The organism is Flavobacterium sp., from assembly GCF_046317795.1.
Classification (GTDB): domain Bacteria; phylum Bacteroidota; class Bacteroidia; order Flavobacteriales; family Flavobacteriaceae; genus Flavobacterium.
The window spans coordinates 1-5,695 of record NZ_JBKCVI010000155.1 but is presented as its reverse complement, the minus strand read 5'-3'; the positions used below and the strand labels follow the sequence as shown (position 1 = coordinate 5,695).

Genomic DNA, 5,695 nt, shown 5'->3' with positions numbered 1-5,695 from the left:
CTATAAAAACCATGGAGGAAATGAGAATCGAATTGGAAGGTAAAATAGGCAAAGACGATAGGTCTAAAAAGTTAGTTACTTCGTTAAATGAAAAATTAAGAAAAAAATACACTTACAAAAAAGATTCAAAGCAATTTGGATTACTTTCAAAATTAGTGACCAATGATTTTTATGATTCCAAATGGACACTTCCTGCCAATGCTAAAGAATACACCGCAACTTTATTAACCATTAATGGCACAAAAAAGGTAGACGGGAAAACATTTTTAGAATATGTTGACAAACAACAAAAATCAGGAATAGCCGTTAAACCTTTGTCTAAACTAGTAGATGCTATTTACGAGAAATTTTTAGACGAACAGTTAACGGCCTACTACGATGAAAATTTAGAAAATGAATTTCCTGAATTTGCCAATGTGATGGAAGAATACCGCGATGGATTATTGTTGTTTGACTTGATGGAAAAAGAGATTTGGGAACGCGCAAAGACCGATACTGTTGGCTTACAAAGCTTTTATAACGAGCATAAGTCAGAACATTTGTGGAAGAAAAGAGTGGAAGCTAGCGTTCTTTCTTCAACCAAAATGGAAATGATCAAAAAGGCATTAGCATTGTTGAAGAAAAACACAGAATTGCCAAAGATTAAAGAAACATTAAACGTTGACAATGTCGTTAATATAATGGCCAACACAGGTACTTTTGAGGAGGGTAGCGATGCATTACCAAAAGCAACAAAATATGAAGTTGGTATTTCTGATATTTTCAAAGAAGGCGAATATTATTTTGTAACCAAAGTAGACAAAGTTTTGCCTGCGGGCATAAAAACATTTGATGAATGTAAAGGAAAATTAGTCAATGATTATCAGCAGTATTTAGAGCAGCGTTGGGTAGATGATTTGAAAAAAGAGTTTACAATAAAAATCAACAATGATGTATTTGAACGTGTAAAAAAACAATTGCAGCCCTAAACATGGTTAAAAATAGTTTTTTCCTCTTTTTTTTGATAGCTTGTTCTTGTAGTTATTTCAAACCAGAACAAAAACTGGAATCAATAGCCAGAGTTGGGAAAAGTTATTTGTACAAAAGTGATATAGCTACGCTAGTTCCCGCAGGAACTTCAAAAGAAGATAGTGTGTTATTGGTTAGGGATTTTATCAACAGATGGGCAAGTCAAAAATTGTTGATTGAAGCGGCAGAACGAAATTTAAGTGACTCAAAAAAAGGCGAATACAATACCTTGATTAAACAGTATAAATTTGATTTGTATACTAAAGCATATATAGAAGAAGTAGTAAAAAATACCGTTGATACAATAATATCACAAGAAGAATTAAAACAATATTACAACGATAATAAAGAGAATTTTAAAACAAACGGAACATTAGTTAGATTGAGATTCATCAATCTTTCCAAAGACAATCCCCGTTTTTCCACCATAAGAAGTAATTTCTTTGATTATAACAAAAAAGATAAAAAGTTTTGGGATACTTATGCCTTACAGTTCAAGAGTTTTGCATTGAATGATAGTGTTTGGGTCGATATGAGTCAAGTATATAGCAAGTTACCTTTTATCACACCTGACAATAGAGATGCAGTAATTGTTGCAGGGAAGAGTATAGAAAAAACGATAAATAATGATGTTTATTTAGTAAAAATTAACAGTGTAATTGATAAAAATCAGATTTCCCCATTTGATTTTATAAAACCTACTTTAAGAGAGGTATTGCTAAATAAACGAAAATTAGAATTAATAAAGAAGTTTGAAAAAGAAATCACAGAAGATGCCATTAAAAATAAAGATTATGAAATATACCAATAGTAAAATTCTACTAACAATTATTACCCTTATCTGTTCGGTGTTTTTTACCCAAGCTCAAGAAATCATTAAAGACTCGGTGAAAACAAAACCAACTTTGGTATCTTCTTCCAAAAAACAAAAAGTTGATGGTGTTATTGCTACTGTTGGCGATTATATCATACTAGACTCTGATATTGACAAAACCTATTTAGAATTGTCAAGTCAAAATCAATCCATAAAAGATATTACTCGCTGTCAACTGTTAGGAAAATTATTGGAAGATAAATTGTATGCTCATCAAGCCATTCAAGATAGTATCGTAATCAGAGACGAAGAAGTCAAAGAGAGAATGAACGAACAGTTAAACTACATGGTAGAGCAACTGGGTTCAATGGAAAAGGTGGTATCCTATTTCAAAAAAAGTAATGAAGAAGAATTTAGAAATGAGTTATTTGAAATTACTAAAATGAATAAACTTACGGGTGAGATGCAAAAGAAAATCATAGATGCCGTTGAAATTACTCCTGAGGAGACACGTAATTTTTTCAAAAAAATCCCGCAATCTGAACTCCCACTTTTTGGGGCAGAAATGGAAGTAGCCCAAATTGTTATTTCTCCTAAAATAACAGAAGAAGAAAAACAAAGAGTGGTCAATAGATTAAAAGAAATAAAAGCAGAAGTTTTAGCTGGTGCTAGTTTTAAAACAAGAGCCGTGATTTATTCAGACGATAAAGGATCAGCATCTAGTGGTGGTTTTTATAAAATTAATAGAAAAACGCAATTTGTAAAGGAATTTAAAGATGTTGCTTTCAGTTTAACCGAAGGTGAAATATCAGAACCCTTTGAAACAGAATATGGCTATCATATTATCATGGTCGAGAGAATTAAAGGACAAGAAGTGGAGTTGAGACATATTTTGATGATGCCCAAAGTTTCTGATAAAGCATTAAAAGAAGCCAAAGAGAAAATCATTACAATAAAAAAGAAAATTGAAAGTGGTGAAATTACCTTTTCCGAAGCAGCCAGAACATTATCTGATGAAAAGGAAACCAGAGCAAATGGTGGAATTTTGATTAATCCAAAAACGCAAGATACCCATTTTGAATTGACTAAAATGGATCCCAGTTTGTATAGCGAAGTATCCAATTTGAAAGATAATGCTATTACACCACCTATTTTAGATGACGATCCTAGAACAGGAAAGAAATACAAAATCATTACTGTAACCAACAGAATTAATGAACACCCGGCAGATTATGCTAAGGATTATATCAAAATTAAAGATTTAGCTTTAAAAGAAAAACAAATCAAAGCTATTGCTAAATGGAGTGATGAAAAAATAAAAGAAACCTATATTAAAATTAATGGCGAATACCAAGACTGTTTGTTTACCAATAATTGGCTAAAGAAATAGTTGTTCACTCCCGAAATTTCGGAATAGTAATTAGTGTTTTGGGCACTAAAATTTGTATATTGTCATTCTAAATTCTATAAAAGTATTATGTCAGACGTAGTAGCCGTTCAAAATTTAGTTCAAAAAAGAGTAGAGCTAAAAAAAGAGATTTCCAAGATTATTGTTGGTCAAGACGATGTGGTTGACCAAATAGTACTCAGTATATTTTCTGGAGGACATGCATTACTTATAGGCGTTCCTGGATTAGCGAAGACCTTAATGGTAAATACTATTTCTCAAGCATTAGGATTGGATTTTAAACGCATTCAGTTTACACCCGATTTGATGCCTTCGGATATACTCGGAAGTGAAATTCTCGATGAAAATCGTCAATTTAAATTCATCAAAGGACCAATTTTTGCAAATATTATTTTGGCCGACGAAATTAACAGAACACCACCAAAGACACAAGCCGCATTACTCGAAGCGATGCAAGAACGTTCAGTAACTATTGCTGGTCAAAACTATAAATTAGACTTACCTTATTTTGTTTTAGCAACGCAAAACCCAATTGAACAAGAAGGAACTTATCCTTTACCCGAAGCCCAATTAGACCGTTTTATGTTTGCTATAAAATTAGATTATCCATCATATCAAGAAGAAGTTCAAGTCGTAAAAAGCACCACTTCTGATGATAAACCTGTCATCAATCCATTGTTTACCGCACAAGAAATCATTGATTTCCAACATTTAATTCGCCGAATTCCTGTGGCTGATAATGTTATTGAATATGCGGTAACTTTAGTAAGTAAAACAAGACCTAACAATCCATTGTCCAACGATTATATCAAAAATTATATCGATTGGGGTGCAGGGCCAAGAGCTTCTCAAAACTTGATTTTAGCGGCCAAAGCCAATGCTGCTTTCAACGGAAAATTTTCTCCCGATATTGAGGATGTGAAAGCGGTTGCTACCGGAATTTTGCGCCATAGAATTATCAAAAACTACAAAGCTGACGCTGAAGGAATAACCGAAGAAATGATTATTGATAAATTGCTTTAAATTGCTTTAACTATTTTATTATATTTAAACAATGAATAAGATAGTGATAGAAAACCATCAAAACAAAAGAATATTTGGCCTAGACTTGATGCGAACCATAGCTATTACTATGGTTGTAGCAGGGCATTGTTTGTGGATTTACCCTCAAGACGACAGTCTATTTCATCAACTTTTACAGTTATTTGGTTTTTTTGGTGTTGAGATTTTCTTTGTGTTGAGTGGTTTTCTTATAGGTAAAATTCTATATCAATTGTATCTTAAGGCAGATTTTTCTCTAGCTACCGTGTTCTATTTCTTAAAAAGAAGATGGTTTAGGACACTTCCTAATTATTATTTTGTTTTGCTTATCAATATTCTAATTGCGGGAATTATTGGTTATGAAACACCACAACTGTGGCGGTATTTTTTCTTTTTGCAAAATTTTAAAATTACCATGTTACCCTTTTTTACAGAATCATGGAGTTTATCCGTGGAAGAGTTTGCTTATGTTGTTATGCCTTTTTTTATGTTGGTTTTGGGACTTTTAATCAAACCAAGAAGTAAATCAAGGTTTTTTCTTTTTACAGTTTTGTTGTTGATAGCAATTTTTATTGGCAATAAATTGTATTATCAAAACACAACATATAACACTACTTTAGACCAATGGAATGTTTCCTTGAAAGCAGTTGTTTTGTATCGATTGGATAGTATTTTTATAGGTGTTTTATTCAGTTGGATTTATTTAAACTGTACTTCATTTTGGGGGAAAACAAAATATTTATTTTTCCTTTTAGGAACACTAATGCTATTATTTTTATTTTTTAGTTTGGGACATTTTGGGCTATTAATTGCCATTCAACCTCTGTTTTGGAATGTTTTATATCTCCCTTTATTATCCATTGCAGTAGCTTGTTTTTTGCCCTTTTTATCAGATTGGAGAGAATCACCTTCTTTTATTGGTAAACCCATAACTTATATTAGTATTATTTCCTATTCTATTTACTTATTGCATTATAGTGTGGTACTCCAATTAATGAAATATTCTTTTCCAATGGATGTACAAAACAGATTGGGATTATACTTTTTTACAATGGTTTATCTTCTTATAACCCTTGTTTTAAGTGCTATTTTGTATCGTTTTTATGAAAAACCCATGATGGATTTAAGAGATAAATAGTAAGAATTATTATTTTTTGCACTTTAAAATAACAAATCAACAAAATAAAGGCGGAAAAATAGTAATATCTTAAAATACTAAGCTATTGCAACTTATTTTATCAAAAACTTTTTAGAAGTATATCGATTTCGTAAATTTGCACTGCATTCGAGGCCAGATGGTCGAAAAGAACGCAGTTAAACAAATAAACCTATTATAGTATGGCTTTTGATATTGAAATGATTAAAAAAGTATATGGAACATTGGCTTCTCGTGTAGATAAAGCTCGTGAGTTGGTTGGACGTCC

At 31.7% G+C, this 5,695-nt stretch carries 4 protein-coding genes and 1 pseudogene; all 5 read left to right on the top strand.

Translation table 11 applies throughout. The features are described 5' to 3' along the window. Positions 1 to 968 (top strand): annotated as a pseudogene (locus ACK5ON_RS09375) (peptidylprolyl isomerase); the annotation flags it as partial. A gap of 2 nt (positions 969 to 970) precedes the next feature. After that, on the top strand, positions 971 to 1,819 hold the full coding sequence (locus ACK5ON_RS09370; RefSeq protein ID WP_396175522.1) for a hypothetical protein: 849 nt from the start codon (positions 971 to 973) through the stop codon (positions 1,817 to 1,819). Beyond that, on the top strand, positions 1,782 to 3,212 hold the full coding sequence (locus tag ACK5ON_RS09365; protein ID WP_409821921.1) for a peptidylprolyl isomerase: 1,431 nt from the start codon (positions 1,782 to 1,784) through the stop codon (positions 3,210 to 3,212). The genes ACK5ON_RS09370 and ACK5ON_RS09365 overlap by 38 nt, the downstream gene beginning before the upstream one ends. Before the next feature lie 87 nt (positions 3,213 to 3,299). Continuing rightward, positions 3,300 to 4,253, top strand: coding sequence for an AAA family ATPase (locus tag ACK5ON_RS09360; protein WP_396175518.1), 954 nt, complete (start codon positions 3,300 to 3,302; stop codon positions 4,251 to 4,253). A gap of 31 nt (positions 4,254 to 4,284) precedes the next feature. Then, positions 4,285 to 5,409: an acyltransferase family protein gene (locus tag ACK5ON_RS09355; RefSeq protein WP_409821919.1), complete on the top strand. Its 1,125-nt coding sequence runs from the start codon at positions 4,285 to 4,287 to the stop codon at positions 5,407 to 5,409. The last annotated feature ends 286 nt before the right edge of the window (positions 5,410 to 5,695 follow it).